This is a genomic window from Marinomonas flavescens (assembly GCF_004352835.1).
GTDB lineage: Bacteria > Pseudomonadota > Gammaproteobacteria > Pseudomonadales > Marinomonadaceae > Marinomonas > Marinomonas flavescens.
Map to the genome: position 1 here is coordinate 173,359 of NZ_SJSB01000007.1, position 23,495 is coordinate 196,853.

At 40.8% G+C, this 23,495-nt stretch carries 21 protein-coding genes; 9 read left to right on the forward strand and 12 right to left on the reverse strand.

The genetic code is table 11. The features are described from left to right. Positions 1–3 precede the first annotated feature (3 nt). From rfaD to E0D70_RS09455, 3 genes are read left to right on the forward strand one after another with little or no spacing between them, the layout of a single operon-like run. The gene (gene rfaD, locus E0D70_RS09445) at positions 4–951 is read left to right on the forward strand and encodes an ADP-glyceromanno-heptose 6-epimerase (protein WP_133012025.1); all 948 of its coding nucleotides are present in this window, start codon (positions 4–6) and stop codon (positions 949–951) included. Further along, positions 944–1,966, forward strand: a complete 1,023-nt coding sequence (waaF, locus tag E0D70_RS09450; RefSeq protein WP_133012026.1) for a lipopolysaccharide heptosyltransferase II — start codon at positions 944–946, stop codon at positions 1,964–1,966. The genes rfaD and waaF overlap by 8 nt, the downstream gene beginning before the upstream one ends. After that, on the forward strand, positions 1,963–2,751 hold the full coding sequence (locus E0D70_RS09455) for a glycosyltransferase family 2 protein (protein ID WP_133012027.1): 789 nt from the start codon (positions 1,963–1,965) through the stop codon (positions 2,749–2,751). Before waaF ends, E0D70_RS09455 begins: the two co-directional genes overlap by 4 nt. A gap of 3 nt (positions 2,752–2,754) precedes the next feature. Here the strand turns inward: E0D70_RS09455 and E0D70_RS09460 are convergent, their stop codons facing one another. Together E0D70_RS09460 and E0D70_RS09465 are read right to left on the reverse strand one after the other, a co-directional pair. After that, positions 2,755–3,852 (reverse strand): glycosyltransferase family 4 protein, encoded by a 1,098-nt coding sequence (locus E0D70_RS09460; protein ID WP_133012028.1) that lies wholly within the window; start codon positions 3,850–3,852, stop codon positions 2,755–2,757. Positions 3,853–3,855: 3 nt separating this feature from the next. Beyond that, a complete protein-coding gene (locus E0D70_RS09465; RefSeq protein WP_207923240.1) occupies positions 3,856–4,884 on the reverse strand; it encodes a glycosyltransferase family 9 protein in 1,029 nt (342 codons plus the stop codon). 173 nt (positions 4,885–5,057) lie between these two features. Here E0D70_RS09465 and E0D70_RS09470 point away from each other — a divergent pair, with 173 nt between their 5' ends. Further along, complete coding sequence (locus tag E0D70_RS09470; protein ID WP_133012029.1) at positions 5,058–5,375, forward strand: hypothetical protein; 318 nt, start codon at positions 5,058–5,060, stop codon at positions 5,373–5,375. 97 nt (positions 5,376–5,472) lie between these two features. Here E0D70_RS09470 and E0D70_RS09475 read toward each other — a convergent pair whose 3' ends face one another. Further along, a complete protein-coding gene (locus E0D70_RS09475) occupies positions 5,473–6,312 on the reverse strand; it encodes a sulfurtransferase (RefSeq protein ID WP_133012030.1) in 840 nt (279 codons plus the stop codon). A gap of 120 nt (positions 6,313–6,432) precedes the next feature. On the opposite strand from E0D70_RS09475, the gene E0D70_RS09480 reads away from it, so the two are divergent. Next, positions 6,433–7,203, forward strand: coding sequence for a TlyA family RNA methyltransferase (locus E0D70_RS09480; RefSeq protein ID WP_133012031.1), 771 nt, complete (start codon positions 6,433–6,435; stop codon positions 7,201–7,203). On the opposite strand, the gene E0D70_RS09485 is transcribed toward E0D70_RS09480, so the two are convergent. Then, entirely contained in the window at positions 7,204–8,583 is a 1,380-nt protein-coding gene (locus E0D70_RS09485) for an MATE family efflux transporter (RefSeq protein WP_133012032.1), read from the reverse strand. A 113-nt stretch (positions 8,584–8,696) separates the two neighbouring features. Beyond that, complete coding sequence (lon, locus tag E0D70_RS09490) at positions 8,697–11,123, reverse strand: endopeptidase La (protein ID WP_133012033.1); 2,427 nt, start codon at positions 11,121–11,123, stop codon at positions 8,697–8,699. 289 nt (positions 11,124–11,412) lie between these two features. Between lon and upp the strand changes: the two genes are divergently transcribed. Continuing rightward, positions 11,413–12,069 carry a uracil phosphoribosyltransferase gene (gene upp / locus E0D70_RS09495; protein WP_133012034.1) on the forward strand — a complete coding sequence of 219 codons (657 nt, stop codon included), beginning with the start codon at positions 11,413–11,415 and terminating at the stop codon, positions 12,067–12,069. Positions 12,070–12,149: 80 nt separating this feature from the next. Here the strand turns inward: upp and E0D70_RS09500 are convergent, their stop codons facing one another. From E0D70_RS09500 to E0D70_RS09510, 3 genes are all read right to left on the reverse strand, one after another. Continuing rightward, on the reverse strand, positions 12,150–12,770 hold the full coding sequence (locus tag E0D70_RS09500; RefSeq protein WP_133012035.1) for a LysE family translocator: 621 nt from the start codon (positions 12,768–12,770) through the stop codon (positions 12,150–12,152). Then, positions 12,767–13,417: a TetR/AcrR family transcriptional regulator gene (locus E0D70_RS09505; protein ID WP_133012036.1), complete on the reverse strand. Its 651-nt coding sequence runs from the start codon at positions 13,415–13,417 to the stop codon at positions 12,767–12,769. The genes E0D70_RS09500 and E0D70_RS09505 overlap by 4 nt, the downstream gene beginning before the upstream one ends. Before the next feature lie 438 nt (positions 13,418–13,855). Continuing rightward, positions 13,856–15,013, reverse strand: coding sequence for a GGDEF domain-containing protein (locus E0D70_RS09510; protein ID WP_133012037.1), 1,158 nt, complete (start codon positions 15,011–15,013; stop codon positions 13,856–13,858). Positions 15,014–15,486: 473 nt separating this feature from the next. Here E0D70_RS09510 and E0D70_RS09515 point away from each other — a divergent pair, with 473 nt between their 5' ends. Continuing rightward, positions 15,487–16,368, forward strand: coding sequence for a glucosaminidase domain-containing protein (locus tag E0D70_RS09515; RefSeq protein WP_133012038.1), 882 nt, complete (start codon positions 15,487–15,489; stop codon positions 16,366–16,368). Between the two features lie 144 nt (positions 16,369–16,512). Next, a complete protein-coding gene (locus E0D70_RS09520) occupies positions 16,513–18,429 on the forward strand; it encodes a beta-ketoacyl synthase (protein ID WP_133012039.1) in 1,917 nt (638 codons plus the stop codon). Between the two features lie 571 nt (positions 18,430–19,000). On the opposite strand, the gene E0D70_RS09530 is transcribed toward E0D70_RS09520, so the two are convergent. The 3 genes from E0D70_RS09530 to E0D70_RS09540 form a co-directional block, all read right to left on the reverse strand. Continuing rightward, positions 19,001–19,876, reverse strand: a complete 876-nt coding sequence (locus tag E0D70_RS09530) for an SDR family oxidoreductase (RefSeq protein WP_133012041.1) — start codon at positions 19,874–19,876, stop codon at positions 19,001–19,003. After that, positions 19,873–20,652: a TatD family hydrolase gene (locus tag E0D70_RS09535; protein WP_133012042.1), complete on the reverse strand. Its 780-nt coding sequence runs from the start codon at positions 20,650–20,652 to the stop codon at positions 19,873–19,875. The genes E0D70_RS09530 and E0D70_RS09535 overlap by 4 nt, the downstream gene beginning before the upstream one ends. Before the next feature lie 135 nt (positions 20,653–20,787). Further along, a complete protein-coding gene (locus E0D70_RS09540) occupies positions 20,788–21,513 on the reverse strand; it encodes an RNA methyltransferase (RefSeq protein WP_133012043.1) in 726 nt (241 codons plus the stop codon). Between the two features lie 282 nt (positions 21,514–21,795). Between E0D70_RS09540 and E0D70_RS09545 the strand changes: the two genes are divergently transcribed. After that, positions 21,796–22,584: an inositol monophosphatase family protein gene (locus E0D70_RS09545; RefSeq protein ID WP_133012044.1), complete on the forward strand. Its 789-nt coding sequence runs from the start codon at positions 21,796–21,798 to the stop codon at positions 22,582–22,584. Positions 22,585–22,647: 63 nt separating this feature from the next. On the opposite strand, the gene galU is transcribed toward E0D70_RS09545, so the two are convergent. Continuing rightward, positions 22,648–23,478 (reverse strand): UTP--glucose-1-phosphate uridylyltransferase GalU, encoded by an 831-nt coding sequence (galU, locus tag E0D70_RS09550; protein WP_133012045.1) that lies wholly within the window; start codon positions 23,476–23,478, stop codon positions 22,648–22,650. Between the last annotated feature and the right edge of the window lie 17 nt (positions 23,479–23,495).

Sequence of the window (23,495 nt, forward strand, 5' to 3'; positions counted from 1 at the left end):
TTTATGTATATCGTAACTGGCGGCGCTGGCTTTATCGGCAGCAATATCATTAAAGCTCTAAATAACAAGGGCATCCGCAACATACTATTAGTCGATGACCTAACTGACGGCAAGAAGTGTCTGAACCTATCCGATCTAGATATTGCGGATTACATGGATATGTACGACTTTTTAGACGCCATTAAAAATGACACGCTAAACATTAAACCAACAGCGGTTTTCCACGAAGGTGCTTGCTCTGCCACCACTGAGTGGAATGGCAAATATGTTATGGACGTCAATTACCAATACTCGAAAGCAGTGTTGGATTTTTGCCTAAAATATGGAGCGGCGTTTTCCTATGCGTCTTCGGCATCAGTTTACGGATCTGGCCCTGTTTTTGAAGAGTCTCGTGAAAACGAAAAACCGTTGAACATGTACGCTTACTCTAAGTTTCAGTTCGACCAATACATTCGTGCTGTTTTACCAACGGCAAAAAGCCAAATTGTCGGCTTTCGTTACTTTAATGTTTACGGCCCTCGTGAACAGCATAAAGGCAGCATGGCAAGCGTAGCGTTTCATTTGCGCAATCAAGTACTGGAAGGCGAAAACCCTAAATTGTTTGGTGCTTACGACGGCTATGAAGCCGGTGGCCAAAGCCGCGACTTTATTTACGTAGAAGACCTAGTGAATACTAAACTCTGGTTTATGGAGAATGGTGATAAATCTGGCATTTTCAATCTGGGTACCGGCAACGCAGAACCGTTCCGAACCATCGCAGAAACAGTCATTGAGCACTATGGTAAAGGCGAAATCGAATACATTCCTTTCCCAGAACACCTCAAAGGCGCATACCAAAGTTTTACTCAAGCCGATATTACTAAACTGCGAGAGGCTGGCTACGAAGGCGCTTTCCGCGGTCTTGCGCAAGGCGTACAAAACTACCTGACATGGCTTGATTCTAATGGCTAAATACTTAATTGTCGGCCCTTCTTGGGTCGGCGACATGGTAATGGCTCAAAGCCTCTTTATTACGCTAAAAGAGCGTGATAAAGAGGCGATTATTGATGTCATTGGCCCAAATTGGTCATCGCCTATTTTAGCGAGAATGCCACAAGTACGTAATGCGATCACGCTACCAACAGGCCATGGCGAATGGGGCATTAGCACCCGAAGAAAGCTGGGCAAATCATTACGTAGTGAACATTATGATCACGCTATCGTTATGCCTCGCTCTTGGAAGTCGGCGCTAGTTCCCTTTTTTGCCAACGTTAAGCACAGAGTAGGATTTACTGGCGAACAACGCTATGTCTTACTCAATGAAAGACGCAAGCTTGATAAAAGCGTATTGAATCAAACGGTTAAGCGTTTTACCTCTCTTGGTCTACCTGCGGCAGACGCTTACCCACCTGAAACCCTGCCTCATCCTGCATTACGGGTTGATCTTGATAATCAAAAAGCCTTGTTTAATACTTATCAGCTAGCGGATCGTCCCGCCATTGCTTTAATGGCAGGCGCAGAATTTGGCCCATCCAAACAGTGGCCTATTGCCTACTTTCATGAACTTGCTAAGCAAGCGATTAAAGCAGGCTATCAGATATGGGTTCTAGGCGGCCCTAAAGACGCAGAAGATGGGGACAATATTACCAAAGGGCTTGGCGAGTTTGCCTTTAACCTATGTGGAAAAACCAAGTTAGTAGACGCAATCGACCTACTTTCTGCAGCAGAGAAAGCCGTCAGTAATGATTCAGGCTTAATGCATGTCGCGGCTTCGGTGGGCACAGAAGTGCACGGTATTTATGGTTCAACAAGCGAGTTATTTACACCGCCGTTGACGGAGAATAAAACCATTCACAACTTGCATTTAGAGTGTTCTCCTTGCTTCAAACGCACTTGCCCTCTTGGTCATACAAACTGTCAGAATCAGTTACTTCCTAGTAAGCTTATCAAAGCCTTGAATTTCTCCACTTTGGATATTAATACATGACTGAAAAATTACAAAAAAATACTATAAGCGCGGTTTTAATTGTAAAAAATGAATCTAAAAATTTAGACATGTGCCTTAACAGCCTTAATGGATGGGTGGACGAAATTGTAATCCTTGATTCTGGGAGCACCGATGACACTCAGAAAATCGCCAGTAAATACACCCAACAGTTCCATCAAAAATTAGACTGGCAAGGCTTCGGCTTACAAAGGCAAGCCGCGCAAAAATTAATAAAAACTGACTATATTCTGTGGATAGATGCAGATGAAGTCGTGACAGAAACATTAAAAAACAGCATCTTAACTGCGCTTAAACAAAATCAGAAAAAAACAGCTTATAGTATCAATCGAAAAAGTTGGGTATTCGGTCGTTTTATTGAACATTCTGGCTGGTATCCAGATAGAGTCACAAGACTTTACAGAGCTGATGAGGCAAACTATTCAGATGATCTAGTACATGAAAAAGTACTACTCAACAATGATGTCAGACTACTACCTCTCGAAGGCGATCTAATTCACTATACTTACGATGACTTACAACACTATCTGGTTAAATCAGCATCCTATGCAAAACTTTCAGCAGATCAAAAAGAACAACAAGGTAAAACTTCCTCATTAAGCAAAGCATCTCTGCATGCTTTTGCCTGCTTCGTTAAAATGTATTTAATAAAACGAGGCTTTTTAGATGGTAAACAAGGTTTTTTACTCGCCATACTTTCTGCGCATTCCACTTTTGTAAAATACGCAGATTTATGGATACGATCTCAACCTAAGCCACATAATTAATTATTAACATTCTTGATATAAAGCGAGCAAAGACTGAACATGTTTTTGCTGATCAAAGAATTCTTGAGCTCGCAGTTTAGAAAGGGCAGATAGCCTCTCCCTCTCTCCACTGTTCTGACAAAGAAAGTCAATTGCTTTAGCAAAGGCTACAGTATCGAATGGATCTACTTGAATGCCTGAATCTGCCAAAATTTCAGGTATTGCTCCATATTTTGAGCCAATAATGGCCTTTCCCATAGCCATCGCTTCTATGACCGTGAGACCAAAAGCTTCTAAATGCGAAGGGATAACGACGACATCCATACAACGTAATAAACAATCTGGCTGATCACTAAAGCCATAAAAGGTAACTTTATCTTCAAGTCTATGGTCAACCACATAGCGTTTTAAATCATCCGCATAACTCTGGTCACCACCAGTTTTTAACTCTAATCCACCTACAATTATTAGATGCGTCTGAGATGACAACAGTTGATTAAAAGCTTGCAACAGCTCCTTATGCCCCTTGCCTTGAGTTATTCGACCAACAATTCCAATCAACATCACATCGTCTGATAATGATAACTCTTTTTTTAAGTCAAACTCTGTGAGCCCTTCTTGAAGGATGTCCGTACCTAACCATAGAGTCTTGATTTTTTCAGGGGGAACTGGGAGCGCCTTAATATTACCTTGTCGAGTAAAGTGGCTAATAGAAAGCAGTAAATCGACATGGCGATATATGAATTTATGGTAGAAATCCTTCTTAGGGCGCTTTACTCCCATATGATCCGTATAAATCAGCACAAAACCACATCGTTTTTTAAGCAATACAGCCAATAGTAAATCACTGGATTTATGACAGTGCACATAACCTATATTATGCTTCTTAATCCATTTTGCTAATTTAAAAAAGGAACGGTAACCAGCTCCTCGACTTAATAATGAATAAGTATCCTGAAAAGTAGCAACCATCCCCTCATTGGTAGGAGTGTTAAGTTGAGCAACGCCAAATACATTATGCCCTTGCGCCATCATGGTCTTACCCGCTCGAATTGGATACATTTCCAACCCACCAAAGCCAGTCGACAAACACATATGCATAACATTTAACTTTGTAGACATAAATCAACCTTTCCTTGTTAAATTTCGGTACCAAGACTCAACCACAGGAAAATTTCGTGCCACATCCATATTAACTAACAATGACTCATCCTCATTGGGTGATAGAGACAACCAACGCCCCTCTGTATTTAATGTTTTCCAACGAAGTGGCGTAGCGGAACGCTTCTTAGGGTAAAAACCGATGGTAGGAATATCAAGCGCTCCAGCAATATGTAATGGACCTGTAGAGCCAGCAATAAATAAATCCGCGGTCGCTATAGAACACATAAAATCGGCTACGCCGTCATTTTTATCGTACAACCTGACACTAGAAACTTTATTTTTTACAGCATCAACTACAGCTTGAGATATTGGCGCTTCATTAGGGCCCGCTGTAATCACAAAATAAAAGTCATCTATGCTATCTAAAAAAACAATCAAAGCAGCCCATTGATCTACCATCAATGTGCTTGAGGAACCACCTGTAACGGGATGAATAAAACAGAACTTATTCTCTTTCGCTATGCCCAATCCAGCTAGCTTCGTTAACTGGTTCGACAGATCCTCATCACTATAATGAAACATAGGCTCTAAATCACCTCGGATTTGGCCACCTAAAATATCAATAAAATAATTAGCTAAATCCAAATTGTACTCAAACTCCGGTTTAAGCGATTGAGAACGGCGCTGGCGTAATGTATGAGTGTACAAAATCTGCACCCACTTAGTCGCTGGCGCCACTCTTATTGGAATCTGAGCCTGTCGTACTAAAGTAGCGTTATAACGATCAGAAAAGAAGCAAATTACAGCATCAAATGATTGCTCTTTAATTAACTGAACGAGTGCTTTTTTACTGTCTTCCTTTTTTGAATCAATGATGACCTCATCAATCCATGAAAAAGCAGAAGCAATCTCCTTAGTATAATTAGGTACAAGCGCAGTAATTTTTACTAAAGGGAATGCTTTTTTTATGGCTTGTATTGCAGGCAATGCTAATACAAAATCGCCAATTTTATCATTACGAACGACTAATATTTTGCTTATCTTGGGCATTAAAATTTTCCTTAACGCACGTATTAATTACATCATGCATAAAGTAATAAAAAGGTAAGCAGATGCTAGGATAACGTCTATTCTAGGTAGGTTTTTAGCAGCTTTCAACGAAAAAAGTAGTCAAACGCGTCATTTAAAACTACTCTAAAAGAAAACAACACGAGGAGTTCTCTATGAAGTTTGAACTGGTTGATCGTCAAGGCTATATTCCTGATCTTAACTATGGTGAAGCAGGCCAAGAATTAGCGTGCTTTGTTCCTGCTGGCTATCCTTTTAAACAAGTATCCTATGATAACGGCGAAGGCGAAGTATCCATCGATAACCATATTTGGCATTTTTTCTTTACTCAAGAAGGCATCGGTGTTCGATTACTAGATGGTATTGTTTCGCTGAAGGAAGCTGAGAAATTTATACTTGCGGTTAAATCTCACATATGGGGAGACTCTAATCAGCAAGTTCAAATTTTCCTTGCTGGTGTGACTCCTATGTAGAGCTATTTCAGAGCGGGGCATACAAACTAAAAAAACCGTCACTTCAAATTAATAAAAAGAGACGGTTTTCTTTATTTTTCACTCTTTTGAGTGTTATTTAGACCTGTACATTTGCCGCTCGCAACATACGCTTAGACCACTGACTCCAAGAGCCGACATAAATACGCTTAGCTTCAATACCTGCATGATTCAATGCTAATACATTATGGCAAGAGGTAATCCCTGAACCACAATAATGTACATATTCTTCATTATCCGATAACAAAGTACCCCACCCCGTTTTTAGCTCATCTTCTGTTTTAAAAAGCCCTTTAGCATTTAAATTTTCAGAGAAAGGACGATTAATTGCCCCTGGAATATGGCCTGCAACAAGATCAATCGTTTCATTTTCACCATTAAAACGATCAGAAGAACGCGCATCAATAAGTTGGAAAAGATTTAATTCAAAATTTTCCACGATCTTATTCTCTGTCACTTCCCAGGGGAAAGAGACTTCAAACCGATGATCTGAGGGCAATAAATCCGCACTCTCTGTTGATATTGGCAACCCTTGTTCTCTCCACGCAGCAATGCCTCCGTCCAAGACAAGTACATTAATACCTTGCTGAGAAAGCATCCACCAAGCACGAGCAGCAATGGCACCACCCATGTCATCATAGACCACGACTTGGGATTTCTGATTTATCCCCCAATGCTGAAGTTGATCCGCAAACACAGCCGTTTCTGGTAAAGGGTGGCGGCCTGAGTATTCCGTTTCTACACCAGCCAACTCATGATGAACATCAACAAAAATGGCCTTAGGGATATGTTCTTTCTCGTACTCTTTTCTCCCTTTTTCATGATCCGTTAAATAAAACCGACAATCTAAAAGGATGACATTATCTTGCTTAATTATTTCATTCAAAGCCTGTGCGCTAATCAAGGTCTGTAACAACATATCTATTCCTTACTTAATGTTTTGCAACGAAAATGTATCGCGTTAATCTCATAAATCTACTTTGATTGATCACTTTTTGCTAATATTCCATATTAACTTTACTACTTCAATGAGCACCGAATGATTCGTATTGACCTATTACTTACTGAGCAAGGCTTGGCTAAATCTCGATCTCAAGCACAAACTTTTATCAGTGAGGGCCGCGTCTCCTTCAAGCAAGAGGAAAAATGGGTCACCGTCACCAAACCTAGCCTCAAGCTTGAACCTGAATGCGAATTGAAGATTGTTGCAGATCATGCTGATCGCTACGTCTCTCGAGGCGCGTTAAAGTTAGAAGGCGCCCTCAAATACACAAAAATCGACATTTCTGGATTTAAAGTCTTGGATGTAGGCCAGTCCACCGGCGGCTTTAGCGATTGCGCTATTCAACACGGTGCAGAGCATGTTGTCGGCGTGGAAGTAGGACATGATCAACTAGACAAGCGCTTGCGCGAGGATTCTAGGGTAACGTGTTTGGAAGGTATTAATGCCAGACACCTCACCGCTGATGATCTTACCCATCATTTTCCTAGTGGCGGCTTTGACCTTGTTGTAATGGATGTTTCTTTTATTTCTCAAACAAAAATACTGCCACAGTTACCAGCTTTACTAAAACCATGCGGTGATTTAATCACACTTGTTAAACCGCAATTTGAGGTAGGTAAGGAATTCATTGGAAAAGGGGGCTTGGTAAAAAACAAACAACGAGTCAAGCAGCTTGAAGAAGACATCCAACAATTTATAAAAAGCATCGGCATGGTTGTCAAATGTTACATTGAAAGCCCAATAAAAGGCGGTGATGGCAATCAAGAATTTCTTCTTTGGGCCACAAAAAAGAGTGATAAACGATGATTACAATATGTCGTCGTAGCCTACAGATTGCCTAGTAGAAAAAAACCTCTCTTCTTTTTCTTCGAGGCTCTTAAGGTATTTACAGGCCATATAAAAACCCAAGCAACCAAAAATTACCGAACCAACCGCTTGCCCAAACAAGACTCCTTCAGCCCCCATAAATGAGCCAAAAATAAAGATTAAAGGCCAAGTACCTAGCGTTGCTCGGCCAAAGTTGAGCAAGGTACTATTGAATGGTTTACCTAGGTTGTTAAACACGGCAATAGCAATAAACAATAAGCTTTGAAAGAAGAAACTAAAAGACACATACGTTGCAAAAAAACGAATAAGGTCTGCGGCTCTTTGCGTTGCATTAAATACAGAAACCAGCCAATCTTGCATAAAGTACAAAGAAAAACACAAGACAAGACAGTAGCCAAAAGCATAGGTCACCGCACTATAAATAGCCCTATGCATACGATCAAAATGTCGGGCACCATAATTCTGAGCTAAAATCGGACCTACCGCACCAGACAAGGCAAATAAGCCGCCAAATACCACAGGTATGATACGACCAATGATAGCAATGGCAGCAACAGCATCATCCCCAAAGGTCGCGGTATGACTCATCACTATGGTGTTAGCTAATGGCGAGGACAAGCTTGTCAACATAGCTGGCAAGGCTATTTTAGAAATTGGTTTGATATCAGCAAAAAACTCCATGATATCAAACTTACCCAGCATCTTATGGACATGCACTACTCCATAATAAGACACTATCACCATAGAAAAACGGGCAATTAAAGACGCTAACGCCGCACCTTGAACCCCCATCCCCAAAGCAAAAATAAAAATAGGGTCTAGTATCGCATTGACTATCCCACCAATTAAAGTGGCATACATGGCACGCCGTGCATCGCCCAACGCGCGCATAATGCCAGATCCTATCATACCAATCATCACCGCAGGCATGCCTAAGACCAGAATATGTAAATAGCCACTGGCTAGCTCAAGTGTCCGCCCACTCGCACCAATAAAGGATAAAACTTCAGAAATATGAGGCCACAAAAACAATACGATTCCGGTAGAAAAGACAATACCGAAAGCCAACACATTCACAGCTCGGCGCTTCGCAAGCGCCACATTCCCCTCACCTATTGCCCTAGCAACCAGAGCGGTAGCAGCAATAGAGACAGCAATGCTCAAAGAGATCGTAAAGAACATAATAGTGCCAGCAAAACCCACCGCCGCCACCGCTTCTTTTTCACCCAACATAGAAAGAAAAAGCATGTCGACTAGATCAACCAAAAACATACACATCAAACCAAGAGCACTGGTAAATGACATCATCACCACATGCTTTAACGTTGAACCTTGTGTTAGTTTTGCCTGATGCGGCATTCATTTCCCCTGATATCGACTCATATGAAAAAGCCGGATGAGGTTTCACTCGTCCGGCTTAATTATTTTCTCACGTATCTTTACCAGTGAGAATGCATTCTTTGTGGATATGATCAGTGAATATCGTTACTGCCTCGATTAAAGACAATTTTTTCCACATCTGTAAAACGTTCTGCGAAATGAATGGTCATTCCTTCCTTGACCGAATCGGGTAATTCCTCGAAATCTCGACGATTAGGCTCTGGTAAAATCACTTCACTTATTCTACTGCGCTTTGCCGCAATAAGTTTTTCACGAATACCGCCAACCGCTAACACTTGGCCTGTTAATGTAAGTTCACCTGTCATCGCTAACCCTCGACGTATAGGCTCATTTCTTGCCAATGACATCAAAGCCGTTGCCATGGTAACTCCAGCACTTGGACCATCTTTGGGAGTAGCGCCTTCCGGCACATGCAAATGAATCAAACTCTTATCAAAAAACTCAGGAGCCTTTTGATAACTCTTGGCATGGGAGAAGACATAGGAATAAGCGATTTCGGCTGATTCTTTCATCACATCACCCAGCTTACCAGTGAGTTTTAAGCCACGTGTTAGTTCATGTACTTTATTAGCTTCAATCGGTAAGGTCGCTCCACCCATAGACGTCCAAGCCAAACCAGTAACCACGCCAACACCTTGTAAGGTTTTTTCTGGGCGGAAATACGGCATGCCAAGCAATGTTTCTACGTCTTTCACACCAACACTGATGCCGTCCTTTTCACCTGTCATCAAGCTTACTACTGACTTCCGCAAAATCTTTTGTAACAGTTTATCCAAGCCTCGAACCCCAGCTTCACGAGCATAATGTTCAATAATATGACGTAACGCGGCATCAGTGATATTTAACTGTTTTTTCAGCAGCTTATTTTTCTTGAGCAATTTAGGCCATAAATGCTGTTTGGCAATCGCCAGTTTTTCGTCACCAATATAACCAGACAAGCGAATCACATCCATACGGTCTAATAATGGTGCGGGAATAGTATCCAACTGGTTTGCCGTACAGATAAACAAGGTCTTAGACAAATCTACTCGCATGTCTAAATAATGATCTAAAAATTCACTGTTTTGTTCTGGGTCCAATGCTTCTAATAGAGAAGACGCGGGATCGCCTTGGAAAGAAGAGCCAATTTTATCTACTTCATCCAGCATAATGACCGGATTTTCCACCTCTACGTCTTTTAGCGCTTGAACAAACTTACCAGGCAATGCCCCTACATAAGTACGACGATGGCCTTTTATTTCTGCTTCGTCACGCATGCCACCCAAACTAAAACGGTAAAACTTACGATTTAAGGATTCGGCGATGGATTTACCAATCGAGGTTTTACCAACCCCTGGCGGCCCCACCAGTAACAAAATCGAACCTCCCATTTCGCCACGATGAGCACCAAGCGCTAGAAACTCAACAATGTGATCTTTGATATCACCTAAACCTGCATGATGAGATTCCAATACATCACGCGCGATCTTAATATCAAGATTATCCTTTGAATGAACTCCCCATGGAATCGAAGTAGCCCAATCTAAGTAATTACGTGTCACTCCATATTCTGGCGAGCCAGTTTCAAGAATACTTAACTTATGAAGCTCTTCTTGAATCTTCTCGTTCACCGAATCAGGAACCGTTTTCCCTTCGAGACGAGCTTCAAAAGATTCTACATCAGATGTCCGATCGTCTTTGGATATACCCAGCTCTTTTTGAATGACTTTGAGCTGTTCTTTTAAGAAGAACTCACGCTGATGATGACTAATTTTCTCATTTACTTCCGCACTAATTTCATTCTGCAGACGAGCAATTTCAAGCTCTTTCTTAAGCAATGTCAGTGACAAATGCATTCTAGCGGGAACAGATATTGTTTCTAGAACTTCATATAATTCTTTAGCATCACCCGACGTAATTGAAGCCGCAAAGTCAGCCAACAAACCGGGCTCATTAAACGAAAAGCGACCAAGATACTGGCGAAGGTCTTCGCTGAATAGCGGGTTTAAACGAATCAGCTCTTTGATCGAATCTAAAATAGCAATCGAATATGCTTTTGATTCGTCATTGTTTACTTTTGAATCGTTGATATAACGAACCCTTGCAAGGTATGGCGCGGTTTCGCTCAACCATTCAACAACCTCAAATCGTTTAACACCTTGTGCTAAGAAGGTAATTTTATCATTTTGTTTTTCTGCTTTATGCACTCTTGCAACGCAACCGATTGTACGAAACGCTTCCACTGGAGGCGCGCCCTTTACTTTATCGGCATAAACTAAACCCACAGCCATTTGTGGATTTTCTGCAATAAGATCTAATGTGTTTTCCCATGGATCAGCATCCACCATCACTGGCTGCACTTGTGCAGGAAAAAAAGGACGACTAGAAATAGGTAAAATATAAAGAGTATCGGGAAGGACATCGTCCGGAAGTGCTAATGCCCTAGGATCGCTGATAGCGACATCATCAGCTTCAATATCTTCTAATTGCTCATCTGTGTACTGCTCATCATTACTCATAATTTATGTCTCAATGAATCCATTTTTCATTATCAATATTGAGATTCGAAAAATTGCATCAGAATCTAATTAAGTTATGTATTTATGTAATGCCAATCCGTATGAAAACAATCCCTAAAAAAACTTTCCCATTCTTTGTTAATTCCAGCATCCATTAACTAAAAAGACAGGATTGATTATTAACCGATAAAACCATTGTGGTATCATTCCTGAAATTACTTCCGCAAGCCGCTACCTAAACAAGGTGATAAAGCGCCGCGCCCACTTTGAATTGAAAGGAACCCACACTATGACTCGCGACCAACTTCTTGATACTTACTCTGATATTTTCGTGATCAACCACCCTTTTGTTAAACATAAACTAACGAGTCTACGAGATAAAAACACCAGCACTCGTGAATTTCGCATGCTAGTAGAAGAGCTAGGAACCTTAATAGGTTATGAAGCAACTCACGATTTGGAAACGGTTGATACCGAGATAGAGACACCTCTAGAAACAACAATGAGCCCTGTTTTGAAGGGGAAAAAACTATGCATCGTCACCATCATGCGAGCTGGTAATGGTTTAGCAGAAGGCGTACTTAAATTATCTCCTTCCGCTCGCGTTGGTCATGTTGGTATGTATCGCGATCCGGAAACTAAACAGCCTGTTGAATACTACTCAAAAATGCCACATTCAGTGGATGAAAGAACCATCATTGTTGTCGACCCTATGTTAGCCACTGGCAACTCAGCCATTGCTGCAATTGATAAAGTGAAATCAATGGGTGCAAAAGACATTCGCTTCATCTGCTTGTTCGCAGCACCTGAAGGCATTGAAGCGTTTAAAAAAGTGCATCCAGATGTATCAATGTACATAGGTTCTATTGATCGTGAACTAGATGAACATGCTTACATTCGCCCAGGTGTTGGTGATGCAGGTGACCGTATTTACGGAACTCGCTAAGTAAAAAAGGCCATCAACCTAGCGATTGATGGCCTTCTCAGCGTTTTAAAAATTCTTTTAGAACGCAATTATTTAATAATCTAACCCTTTAATCCCAAATAACAACCTGCCAGCGCCATAATACTGCCTGCGGATCGATTTAATCCTTTCATCGCTTTTTCAGATTTCATATAACGACGCGCTTGTGAAGCGCCTACAGAAACAATAGACAGACCAAGTAGCAAAGCAGAAAATGCAATCACTGCGGCCAATATGATGTCCATTCCATGCAGTGCAGTTACATCCAGAAAACTGGGTAAAAATGCGATATAAAAGACGATAACCTTAGGATTTGATGCTGAGATCATAAAACCCTGAAGAAAACTAGCAAAGCCATTCTTAGCATTCTTCGATGAGGATACTCCATCGGATTCAGAGACAGAGGCTGTCCACATTTTCCAACCAAGATAGATCAGATAGGCCGCTCCAAAGTAGCGTATCACTAAAAATACCGTTTCCCATTGTGCCGCAATTGCAGCCAATCCGTAGCAAGCCATAATGAGATAAACAATGTCGCTTAATGCCATGCCGACACACAGCATGATTGAGTTTTTCGCGCCACGTACCATGCTACGACCAATGATTGCGAATACCCCAGGCCCTGGGGTAATACTAAAAACAAAGATAGCAATAAAAAAAGTAATTGCACTTTGGAAGGTCATATCGAAACCTCTTTCACACCACAGCCGGCTAATACCATTCGTGTGATAAACTGCTTGGCTTCTTCATAATCGTTTTCTTCCAACATTTCTTTGTTGAGCAGCACTTTCACCTGTGCATCAAAGTCAGCATAGGTTTGCGTCATTGCCCACATACTAATAAAAAGATGCTCTGTAGAAATAGGCGCCATTAGGCCTTGGTCTATCCAGGTCTGAATCGTATTTTTTTCGCGACTTAATTCCGTTACAAAATGCTCACGAAGATAACTTAATACAAACTCATCCTCGCCGATAAGCGCCATGGAAAACACTTTAGATGCACTAACATTGAAACGAGATTGATCAATTTTCTCAGAAATATAACGCGTTAAGTTTTTTTGCGGCCCATCTTCTAATTTGAATTGACTAACCGATGCTAGCCACATCGACAAAATACGCTCCAATACTGCTTCTAATAAATCTTTCTTAGAACGGTAGTAATAATGGATATTCGCCTTAGGTAAATTGGCTTCATTCGCAATCATTTGTGTCGTTGTTTTTGCTAAGCCTTGACGAGCAAAAACACGCTCTGCCGTTTCAAGAATAAGTGCTTGATTTTGCGCACGAATGTGCGTTTTTAACTGATCTTTTGCTCTCTTTACTTCAGACAAAATAATGCCTCATTGACTGACGGATAGACGGATATTAACTAAAGGAGGAAACATTGCTTTCTGTGACCGACAATATTAATAGTAAAGATAACATTCTTTAATAGGAGTAAGAAGCAACAGAAAGGAAAGATAAAAATTTGCATAAAAAAAAGGGAGCCGAAGCTCCCCATTTCCCCTCACAGCAGAGACGTTAAACGACTATAGGCATTCATCGTTACGCTAACTGCTGCACCACGTTGGCTCAGTTATTGTTAAAATCGGTCTCTTTGACTTTTCCTAACAATGTTCTTTATCAAAGCAATCACGCACTATACGTAATTCACTTGTAATAGATGCCTTTCAAAAAGGTATCTATGAAGTCGTTTTAAGAATTATAAACAGCTATTTTATAAGCGCAATAGATTGAAAGAAAATATCTGACCATTTGTACAAGTTTTTTTATGTTTTGCGCGTTTTCGATGAATTCGCCTGCACAATTTGATTGCGTCCTTTACGCTTTGCCTGGTAAAGCGCCTCATCAGCTCGCTTTAATACAGCATCAGGGAACTCTCCTTGACTGGCAAAAGCCACACCTAAACTGGCAGTAACGTTAACAAAAATATCTTGTTTTTTCTTAGGATCGAATACAGAAACACTTGCATGCTCAATTTGGTCACGAATGTCCTCTAGAATGTCGCTCACTTCTTCAAGATGTTTATGGCGAAACACTATGGTGAACTCTTCTCCTCCATAACGAAATGCTTGTCCAGGATGAGAAAAACGCTTTAATTGGGTCGCTACATTTTTCAGAACCCTATCGCCCATGTCATGCCCATAGGTATCGTTAAATTTCTTGAAATGATCTATATCCACCATCGCTAAAGCATATTTCTTAGGTAGACCCACTAATTTTTCATTAAGTGCTCGACGCCCGGGCAATTTAGTCAAATCGTCTAAATATGCCATACGATGACTTTCCATTAATAAAAACCAAATCCACAACAAGAATTGTGCAGACAACAAAGCATCAAATTGACTTTGAGAAACAGAAAAGTGACTCAATAGGATCAAGCTAACAATACTGACCAAGCCACAGGCACTAAAGTTATCGTTACTCACCCACCATGACGTAAAAATGAGAGAAATACTCAACAATAAGATGGTCCAAAGCAAGAAAGTAGACCAAGTAACCTGAAGATTGAAAATGGGGTGGTCTAAAAAACCAAAGGAAATCCAGTGAGCTTCAACGGAGTAAGACCAACACAACAACATAGCCAAAAACAAAAAACGATTAATGACAAATCGATTAAAAAAGCCACGCTCTTTTACAAAAGTCAAAAGGGCAATACAAAGACAAGACACGACCAAATAAGCCGTTACCGAGGCATCACTGTCCGCACTGTGTACTTTAGGAATAAGAAGTAAACATACTAAAATTAGCACACGACCTTTATTGAAATGCCAAGCCAAAAGAATCCCGATGGCAAACAATATAAAAGGCAATAATGGAAGCAGATCAACCCACAGAGGAGGAAGAAAACCTACATATAAGCTGGCATACACACTGGCAAGCAAAATTAGACATGGAAATAAGAGAGACTGTAAACGCTCAACCATAAAACGCCTTAAATCATTGAATCATTGAATCATTCGATTAAATACAATCGACATTTTGCCTCGAAAGCACGTAACTTTCATTAACAATAAGTAAATAAATAGTAAGCACACTAAAATTGGCTTATTAATTGAGTAGAAATAGAGGTGTAGCATTCATTCCATGAGTTTATAAAGACCCACTGCCAATCTGGACATTATTTACAGAATATTAAGAAAAGCGATTCACCCACTTTACAGCAACACAGAGGCCAGTGTTCTGTAAAATAAGACAAGCCTTTCTTTTTAATTAGCACTTTTTCGCAAAAATAGACAAATAAGGTAAAATTAGAGGAGTTAAAGGATAAAGCTATTAAAGTCTGTGTTTTTTCGAGATAATAAAAGTACTTTTTCTACTAAAATACAAACATGTGAATACGCGTTTTACTTACGTCATGCGCTTAAATTCACAAAAATATTGAGATTTGTGGTCATTTATGGAAAGAAAAATTCTCTGGCTTATATCCTTTGCTTTAATATTTATTCTTTGGCTCAAAATTGAGCCAGTGAAAGATGTGCAAAGTAATACGCCTAAAAGCCAAGTATCAGAAACCACGAATGACGGCACTATTAACGAGTCAGATGAAGCAACACGTGACGAAAAAAATTACTTCAAAACACATCCCATTCAAACCAAGACACCTGACTTCAATGCTATTAAAAATATCAAGTTGCGAAAAACAACTTTTTTTAATTTTTTAACACCTTTTGTAAATCAAAAAAACACTTTATTACTTGCTGAAAGAGATCGGCTTATCAGCTTAAGAAAAAAAGCCAAGAGTTTGTCAAAAAAGGATAAAAAATGGGTTATTGAGTTAATGTCTAACTATAAGCTCAATAAAGTAGATACTATTACTGCGGATGATATTGACGAGCTGTTAGCTCACATTGATATCGTACCCACCTCGTTGGTTCTCGCCCAAGCGGCTAATGAATCAGCATGGGGAACATCTCGGTTTGCAACAGAGGGAAATAACTTTTTTGGTCAATGGTGCTTTAGAAAAGGTTGTGGTCTTATTCCAGAGTCAAGAGATGACGATGCAGACCATGAAGTACGTAAGTTTTCTAATGCTCGAGAATCTGTATTTTCCTATATTGATAATTTAAATAGCAATGCGGCTTACAAAGAATTAAGAGGCATACGCGCTGACTTACGAGAAAACGAAGCACCTATTACTGGACTTGCTCTCGTACATGGCTTAGATCATTATTCACAACGTGGACAGGATTATGTAGACGAAATAGAAGGACTGATCCAATACAACAAGCTTTGGCGATTCAACACACTCAATCGTAGCAAGCAAAAGAGCACTGAATAAAACGTCACAGCTATCTGTGCATAATTTTGTAACTTAGACCTATATATTTGAAGTGAATTTTTCGCCACAGGGTGGCTAAGCAATCCGACCTTCATTACAATAGCCTGATTATTTACCCACTCAATTAAGAACGAGGAAATTCAATTGGCCCGTTTACCTGTTATTATTGGCTTTGGCGGAATCAATTCAGCTGGTCGTTCATCTTCTCATCAAGCCTATCGACGGATTGTATTAGATCTTCTCCCAAGCTCAATTCAGCAGGATGTATTACTCGATCTTGCCACACTCACAAATGCCGCAGAATATAAGAATGGTCTTTGGCATACGGAAAGTGGAGAAGAGCTAGACGCAGCTTCTCTTATTGACAGCATTGGCGAATCATTACTTGCAAGAACATTGATTCGTAGAATACACCCTAGCTTGTTCGACGTTGATCACGTCACTCGACATAAATCTGCCGTATTAACGCCAACTGGCCAAGACGAAAAGCTGAGTTTTACGATTAAAACCCGTTCTCTACCTTCTGACCGCCCTACAAATTGGCAAGTAACTGAGATTTCAGATCACCTATCTAGAGTGACTATTGATGGTAACTTGGAAGCCTTTATCAAGGATTCTAAAGCTTTATCAGTAAAATCTGCAGGTCAATTACCAACTGGATTTGACCCTTCCAAGCTTTATCAGAGTAGAAACCACCCTCGCGGTCTACAAATGACTGTATATGGAGCCTCTGATGCGGTTCAAAGTAGCGGCATTGATTGGGAGCTTATTCGTAGTAAGGTAGCACCTGATCAAATGGCGGTTTATGCGGCCAATTCTATAGGCCAAATGGACGACCTTGGTTTTGGCGGAATGCTGAAATCTGCGCTGATAGGCAAACGAACGACCTCTAAACACTTGCCTCTTGGCTACGCCCAAATGCCAGCGGACTTTGTTAACGCCTATATTTTAGGCAGCGTCGGCAGTGTCGGTACTTCTATTGGTGCTTGTGCAACGTACTTTTTTAACCTAGAAAAAGCCGTTGAAGGGATTAAGTCTGGTAAATTGCGAGTTGCTATGGTCGGTGGCAGTGATGCACCGATTACACCAGAAATAATTGAAGGCTTCCGAACTATGGGGGCTTTAGCGGAAGACACCGCACTTCTTGCTCTTGACCAAATAAACAACCAAGAAGAACCGGACCATACTCGCAGCTGTCGTCCATTTGCTCAAAACTGCGGCTTTACCATTGCCGAGTCAAGCCAATGGACTTTGCTAATGGATGATGCGTTAGCAATGGAACTAGGCGCTGAAATCTATGGCGCTATTCCTGCTGTATTTTCTAATGCCGATGGGCATAAAAAATCTATTTCTGCACCAGGGATTGGCAATTACCTTACTATGAGTAAAGCCATGGCCTATTTACAGAATGTGATAGGAAAGGAAGGCTTAACTGAGCGAACCTTCATCCAAGCTCATGGTACTAGTACGCCTCAGAACCGAGTGACAGAATCACACGTACTTAGTAAGGTTGCGACAAGCTTTGGTGCAACGGGTATGCCTGTTACAGCGTTAAAAGCATTTCTTGGTCATTCTCAAGGAACGGCTGGCGGAGACCAATTACACCTTTCTTTAGGTGTTTGGAAAGATGGCATTCTACCCGGCATCACAACCTCGTCAGAGCTTGCTAATGACGTCTACCAGGAAGGTCTTCGCTTCCAACTTAAACATGAATCTTACGGGAAAACGCATTTCGATGCGGCTCTTCTTAACTCAAAAGGTTTTGGTGGCAATAACGCAACGGCAATTTTATTGGCACCTCATAAGGTCATGGAAATGCTAAGCAAACGCTATTCAAAAGAAGAGTTAGAAGCGTATAAAGTCAAAAATATAAAAGTGAAAAACACTGCCGAAGCTTATAATCAAGCTGCTATTCATGGGCAAGTACTTCCTGTTTATAAATTTGGCTTTAACGTTCTTGGCGGCGAAGACTTAGCCATTAGCGATACAGATATTCATCTTCCTGGCTATGAAATGCCTGTTGTTTTTGATGTTAAAAACGAATTTGACGATATTTGCTAAATAAAAAAGCAGCTAGTACCACCTGAGGTATTAGCTGCTTCTTTTCCAATCTAGTTACCAATCTATAAGCCTTCGCTCTATCTCTACCCTCTTTTCATACAGCATACAATTTTTGACCAGACATGTTTAAATCGGCTCAGCCTTTAAATATAGAGCGCGACGATCGCCATAAAGGAAGAACAATTGCCGCCAATAAACAGCTAAGCGCACCATAAGACAATAAATATAATGCGTTAAAAAATTCGAGATGAAGAAAGGCACTCATGAAAATATAATTAGGTAAAACAGTACAGACCCACACGCCTAGGGTAAATATCATCATCGATACACTAGACAGTGGCTTTAGCTTCACAAGTAGCCAAGCTGTAAAATACAAATACACAAACGATGCTAAACAGAACAATAGGATATGATTAATCGAGGGGAATCTAGACACGCTATCGCTATCATTGACCAAGGATATAGGTGCACCAGAATACCATGCAAAACCCAAAAGAATCTGCAATAAGAAGACTAGCACCACTGCTTTATGATTAATTTTATTCACGTTAAATCTTAATCCCCCTTTTCATTACGCCTTATAAAGCTCTTTAACCATATTTCGCAATACCGAGCGCCATGGTCGTTGCTTAACACCGTAATGATTAAATATTTTTCGACATGACAAAGACTGTCTTTTTATCTGTACAACCATCCCATCTTCTTCAGCAAAAGCCCCTTCTAAAGACTCTACTTCTAATTGAGCTTTAGGATCAAATTGACCAGACGTAGCCAAAATAGCCTCAACAAGGCGAACCCAACTAATTTCTTCTGCACAACAGTAGTGATAAATACCTGTATTACTCGCACCATAATAGCGCTGTTTTACTAAAGATAAAATCACTCGAGCTAAATCAGACACCGGTGTAGGACTGCCAATAAGGTTATCTTTGTAAGCAAGATTAATACCATCTTGAATCAAACCTAATGTTCGACAAACAAAATCATCACCATTACCACTAAACAACCAACCAGTTCTTAATACTATATTTTCAGGGTTATTTAACACTATAGATTCTGATTGAATTAGCATGCGAGCATAAGGATCATCGCTATCAGGTTTATCAGTTTCAAGATAAGGAACATTATTTTCACCAGAGAATACTCTGGCGCTACTCAACATAATAAGAGGAGCTTTGTGTTCACTCAACACGGTGAGTATTTTTTGGAATTTGCTGTAATCATCTTGCAAAGCATAGCGTAAACTCAATGCGTCGATGACAACATCATATTCCATAGACGCCAATTCATTTGCCGCATCATCTCCTAGCAGAACGCCTTCTTGAGGAAATATCCAGTTAACGTCAATCTGATCTTTTGAAAATGATAGTAATGCGGCACCTACTTCAGATTCAGCCCCCAACAGCAATATGTTAATGGGAGCATTAATCTCTTGTTTACTAGTCAAAGCGAATCCTCATACCACTTAGGGAAAATACTAAGAAGGTTCTGGTTTGTTTGCAGTGCAATTTCTTCAGCACTACTGTTTCGTATTACCGCAACACAATGGGCAATACCTGGAATAGAAAGAGGGGTATTTAACTCCCCTTGGAAACCACACAAAGGCATATCAGGTGAATCTGTCTCTAACACGAAAGAGAACGCATCGAGCTGTGCTAACACACGCTGCGCTTTTTTCGCCCTAGGATAAGTAATCGTACCACCAATTCCTAGAACAAACCCTAATGCCCGAAAACGCTCCGCTTGCTCAATACTGCCATTAAAAGCATGCACAACACCACCAAAAGTAAATTGTGTCTCACGAAGCGCCTTGAGCACTAAGTCATAACTTTTCCGAGCATGCAGAATAACAGGAAGACCCAAATCACGAGCTACTATTAACTGTCTTGAAAAAAAAGCCTGTTGCCGCTTAAGCTCTACTGCACCAGGCCAGCAATCAAGCCCTATTTCGCCAACAGCAATAGCGCCCCTGGTTTGACACTGCTCTGCTAATAATTCAATGTCATCAAGCTTTGCACCTTCCAAAAAATATGGATGAAGCCCATAAGCGACCCGCCATTGAGAATAAACATTAGCCAATTCAGCAATTCGAACCCAACTATTTTTAGTTGTTGAAGGCACTAAAAAGCCTTCTACTTTGGCAGCACGACATGACGCCATTAAAGCATCTCGCGTGTCATCGAAAACATCAAAATCTAAGTGGCAATGGCTATCAATATACATAAACAAAGATTACATCATGAAAGGAAGTTCGACTAGAGACGGTATAACTAAGAAACGAAAAAGCCGCACATAAATGCACAGCTTTTAAGAGCGTTATACGATCAATACATTTTCAAATGCATTACTTGTTAATTATTAACCAACTTTTGTAGACTTCTCAACCGCTGAGAGCATACCACGCAACATTCCTAATTCTTGTTGATCGAGTTGAGCTCGCTGATAAAGTCGACGAAAACGCGTCATGACTTTACGCGGAGCCTTAGGATCTAAAAATTCGGTATCTACCAATACTCGCTCTAAATGCTCCAAGAGGAGATCTAATTGCTCGACGCTGGCTGCTGGCACATCCCATTTAGGTTCTACTATCGGCGCATCGGCCATTAATAGCCCTTTCATACGTAATTCGTAGGCAATTACTTGTACCGCCGCACCTAGGTTTAGCGAACTGAAACTTTCAACTGAAGGAATATGAACATGATAATGGCAACGCTGTAGCTCTTCGTTTGTTAACCCTCGATCTTCACGACCAAAGACAAAAGCGGTTTCTAATTGCTCTTCAAATACCAAATCAGCGGCTTGCCTTGGGTCTACTAAAGGGCAAGGAATATGACGCTCTCGAGCACTTGTTCCGATAACGAGCTGACAATCAGCAATCGCTTCTTCTAGTGTATCTACAACAACGGCATTATCTAATACATCAGTCGCCCCAGATGCTCGACTGACTGCTTCATCACTTGGATAATGTTTTGGGGCAACTAAATATAAATCCACCAGCCCCATATTTTTCATAGCCCTTGCTGCACCACCAATATTTCCTGGATGGGAGGTATTTACAAGAACAATTCTTACTTTACTCTGCATGTTATGAACTACCAATTTCTAGCGAACGAATGATGTTGAGGATGTTAACAGATTTTTCTTTAAAATTAGCTAGGCGCTCAGTTTTTAACCAGATCTTTACTAGCCAAAAAAGTCCTTTTACGTTAGAATCCGCGCTCATATTTTGCGGTTTCCCTAATCGACTGTCCAATAAGTCTCTATTATTAGGGGAAACGCTTGCTCTTTAACACTTTAATGGCAACGGCATTGTCTTTCACTAAAAGACAATGCACGAACTCTCATTTAAAATATTGACGGTACCCCATGCAACCTAGAATCAATATCGCAATCAAAGCCGCTCGCGCTGCGGCAGAATACATCGTTCACTCCCAAGAAAAACTACTTTTCGATAAAGAGCAAGGACAAGATGCAGATCAGGTTTACCAAGTCGTTTGCTCTGGCGCTGAACGCGCTATCGTATACCACTTAGAAAAAGCCTACCCTGGCGATACCATTACCACTCGTCTTCAAGGCAGCGTCCAAAAAGGCGAAGAAGGTGAATGGATTATTGATGCTATTCAAGGTCAGCCTCTATTTACACGCGGTTTAACAGGCCACGTAATTACAATGAGCTATGTTGTTGCCGGTAAAGTGGAGCACGCACTAGTGCTAAACCCTCATACCAAAGACGAATTCTATGCAAGTAAAGGCCGTGGCGCTTACTTAAACAACACTCGAATTCGAACCAGTACTGCTCGCACCCTAGAAAAAGCAACTGTTGCTGCTCAATTTCCAGTGACAGATCGCACAGCACCCTACCTATCAGGCCAACTTGCTATATTCTCTGAAATAGCTGAAAAAGGCGCTCGCGTTGTCATGCAAGATGCACCAGCATTGATGCTAGCGAATGCTGCAGCAGGTCGTTTAGACGCTGCTTGGGGAATCAAACTACAAGAATGGGAAATGCAAGCCTCGCTATTCATCGCAAAAGAAGCCGGCTGCCTATTTGCTAACTTTGATGGCTCACCAAATATCGAAAATGGTGATGTACTTTGTGCTAATGCGCGTTTATTCAAAGTATTATTACCTATTTTAAACAAGCACTTAAGCTAATTCTTATGTATAAAAAAGCCCGCTTCTGTGAAGCGGGCTTTTTTGTTTTTTATAAAGCGCATCTTACGCTTTATAAATATTCTCATAGCAATAATTAGTCGCTTCTACAAAGCCATCTACACTACCGCAATCAAAGCGTCGACCTTTGAATTTATACGCCAGCACACAACCTTCTTTAGCTTGTTGTAAAATAGCGTCTGTGATTTGAACTTCACCATTACGACCTGGAGGAGTGTTGCGAATTTTATCAAAGATATCTGGCGTCAATATATAACGACCGATAATAGCAAGGTTAGAAGGCGCTTCTTCTTTAGAAGGTTTCTCAACCATGTCAGTTACGCGATAAAGACCTTCCATCATGTCATCGCCTTTGATCACACCATATTTATGCACTTCATCTTCAGGCACTTCCTCAATGGCTACAATGGTGCACCGAAATTGATTGTACAATTTCACCATTTGCGCCATTACACCATCGCCTCCTTCTTCACCAAAACAAAGGTCATCGGCCAAAACAACACCAAACGCTTCTTCACCAATCAATGGCTCACCCGTCAAAATGGCATGACCAAGACCTAACATTTGATTTTGAGGAATAAAAGAAAAAACCGCATTCGCAATTAAGTGGCGAATGCCTTCCAAATATTGCTCTTTGCTGGTACCAGAAATTTGATGTTCAAGCTCGTAGCTAATATCAAAATGATCAGCAATCGCGCGTTTACCACGGCCTGTTACGAAGGTCACATTTTTCAAACCCGCTTGTACAGCTTCTTCTACACCATACTGAACCAAAGGCTTGTTAACGATAGGAAGCATTTCCTTCGGCATCGACTTAGTGGCTGGCAAAAAACGTGTTCCATAACCTGCCACTGGGAACAAACATTTACGAATCATACTCTATCCTTAAAATA

Excerpts from the sequence above, each read along its gene's own strand:
- rfaD (WP_133012025.1), top strand. The coding sequence starts at position 4 with ATGTATATCGTAACTGGCGGCGCTGGCTTTATCGGCAGCAATATCATT.
- waaF (WP_133012026.1), top strand. The coding sequence starts at position 944 with ATGGCTAAATACTTAATTGTCGGCCCTTCTTGGGTCGGCGACATGGTA.
- E0D70_RS09455 (WP_133012027.1), top strand. The coding sequence starts at position 1,963 with ATGACTGAAAAATTACAAAAAAATACTATAAGCGCGGTTTTAATTGTA.
- E0D70_RS09460 (WP_133012028.1), bottom strand. The coding sequence starts at position 3,852 with ATGTCTACAAAGTTAAATGTTATGCATATGTGTTTGTCGACTGGCTTT.
- E0D70_RS09465 (WP_207923240.1), bottom strand. The coding sequence starts at position 4,884 with ATGCCCAAGATAAGCAAAATATTAGTCGTTCGTAATGATAAAATTGGC.
- E0D70_RS09470 (WP_133012029.1), top strand. The coding sequence starts at position 5,058 with ATGAAGTTTGAACTGGTTGATCGTCAAGGCTATATTCCTGATCTTAAC.
- E0D70_RS09475 (WP_133012030.1), bottom strand. The coding sequence starts at position 6,312 with ATGTTGTTACAGACCTTGATTAGCGCACAGGCTTTGAATGAAATAATT.
- E0D70_RS09480 (WP_133012031.1), top strand. The coding sequence starts at position 6,433 with ATGATTCGTATTGACCTATTACTTACTGAGCAAGGCTTGGCTAAATCT.
- E0D70_RS09485 (WP_133012032.1), bottom strand. The coding sequence starts at position 8,583 with ATGCCGCATCAGGCAAAACTAACACAAGGTTCAACGTTAAAGCATGTG.
- lon (WP_133012033.1), bottom strand. The coding sequence starts at position 11,123 with ATGAGTAATGATGAGCAGTACACAGATGAGCAATTAGAAGATATTGAA.
- upp (WP_133012034.1), top strand. The coding sequence starts at position 11,413 with ATGACTCGCGACCAACTTCTTGATACTTACTCTGATATTTTCGTGATC.
- E0D70_RS09500 (WP_133012035.1), bottom strand. The coding sequence starts at position 12,770 with ATGACCTTCCAAAGTGCAATTACTTTTTTTATTGCTATCTTTGTTTTT.
- E0D70_RS09510 (WP_133012037.1), bottom strand. The coding sequence starts at position 15,013 with ATGGTTGAGCGTTTACAGTCTCTCTTATTTCCATGTCTAATTTTGCTT.
- E0D70_RS09515 (WP_133012038.1), top strand. The coding sequence starts at position 15,487 with ATGGAAAGAAAAATTCTCTGGCTTATATCCTTTGCTTTAATATTTATT.
- E0D70_RS09535 (WP_133012042.1), bottom strand. The coding sequence starts at position 20,652 with ATGTATATTGATAGCCATTGCCACTTAGATTTTGATGTTTTCGATGAC.
- E0D70_RS09540 (WP_133012043.1), bottom strand. The coding sequence starts at position 21,513 with ATGCAGAGTAAAGTAAGAATTGTTCTTGTAAATACCTCCCATCCAGGA.
- E0D70_RS09545 (WP_133012044.1), top strand. The coding sequence starts at position 21,796 with ATGCAACCTAGAATCAATATCGCAATCAAAGCCGCTCGCGCTGCGGCA.
- galU (WP_133012045.1), bottom strand. The coding sequence starts at position 23,478 with ATGATTCGTAAATGTTTGTTCCCAGTGGCAGGTTATGGAACACGTTTT.